The sequence below is a fragment of the Asaia sp. W19 genome (genome assembly GCF_003994335.1).
Lineage (GTDB): Bacteria > Pseudomonadota > Alphaproteobacteria > Acetobacterales > Acetobacteraceae > Asaia.
In genome coordinates, this window is the sequence record NZ_PNQZ01000033.1 from 1 (window position 1) to 1,528 (window position 1,528).

The window sequence follows — 1,528 nt, forward strand, 5'->3', positions numbered from 1 at the left end:
TCCGGCTGATGAGGCGCGTCGCCAGCAGGGAGTGACCGCCGAGATCGAAGAAGCTCGTATCGATATCCACGCTCTCGCGATCGAGAAGCTCGGCAAACAGCGAACACAGCACGGCCTCACGCGGCGTGCGGGGCGCGCGTCCGATCTGCACGGCCGTACAGTCCGGAACCGGCAAGGCCTTTCTGTCGAGCTTGCCATTCGTCGTCAGCGGCAGGGCCTCGAGCGCGACAATGGCGCTGGGCACCATGTAGTCGGGCAGGTCATGCGCCAGCGTATTGCGCAGCGCAGCGCTGTCGGGAACATGCCCCGGCTCCGGCACCACATAGGCAACCAGACGCGGATCGTCCTTCCTGTCCTCGCGCAGAATGACCGCCGCCGCACGCAGGCCGGGCTGTTCCTGCAGCCTTGTCTCGATCTCGCCCGGCTCCACACGAAAGCCGCGGATCTTGATCTGGTGATCGATACGCCCAAGGAAGAGAATGGTCCCGTCAGGCTGGTAACAGGCCAGATCGCCTGTGCGATAGAGCCTGCCACGACCATCCGCGCAGAAGGGATCGGCGATGAAGCGCTCTGCCGTCAGTTCGGGCTGGTTGAGATAGCCACGCGCCACACCATGGCCGCCGATATGCAGCTCTCCCGATACGCCGGGCGGCACGGGATGGCCCGCAGGATCGAGAATATAGAGCTGCGTATTCGCAATCGGACGACCGATCGGCACAGAATGCAGACCCGTTATGTCACGCGGACACTCCCAGTGCGTGACATCGATAGCCGCCTCTGTCGGACCGTAGAGATTGCTCACATGAGCCCAGGGAAACAGTCTGCGACATTGCTGCAGCGTGACGACAGAGAGCGCCTCACCGCTGCAGATAATGCGCTTGAGCGACACACATTCCTCAGGTCTGCTTTCATCGAGGAACAGATCGAGCATGGAAGGCACGAAATGGAGCGTTGTAATGCGCTCTTGCGCAATGACCTCGGAAAGATAGGCGGCATCCTTGTGGCCACCGGGCCGCGCCAGAACGAGACGGGCACCTGCCAGGAGAGGCCAGAAAAACTCCCAGACCGACACGTCAAAGCCGAAGGAAGTCTTTTGCAGGACCACATCGCCGGCATCCAGCCTGTAGGCATGCTGCATCCAGACCAGACGATTGACGATGCCCCTATGCTCATTGCCAACCCCCTTTGGCTGCCCTGTGGAGCCGGAGGTGTAGATGATATAGGCGAGGTTGCGGCTGGTCAGTCCCAGACGGTGGCGATCAGGATTGCCTGCCTCCCGGGCCTGCCAGGGTGTGACGGGCGCGCAGACATTGCACAAGATGGTATCGTGTGCTGCCCAGTCCCCCAGTGCGGCAAGTCCCGAGGCATCGTGCAGCAGGACCGCCGGGCGCGCATCGTCAAGAACACGCTGCAGGCGGCCCGAGGCATAGGACGGATCAAGCGGCAGATAGGCCCCGCCCGCCTTGAGGATCGCAAGAAGCGCAATCATCATCTCGGGCGAGCGGTCCAGACAGACCGCAACCGGCAT

At 62.5% G+C, this 1,528-nt stretch carries 1 protein-coding gene; it reads right to left on the reverse strand.

Going from position 1 to position 1,528, the window contains the following annotated elements:
• Positions 1-1,528, reverse strand: a 1,528-nt coding sequence (locus tag C0V97_RS07560) for an amino acid adenylation domain-containing protein (protein ID WP_127102027.1), incomplete at both ends; no start/stop codon positions are given.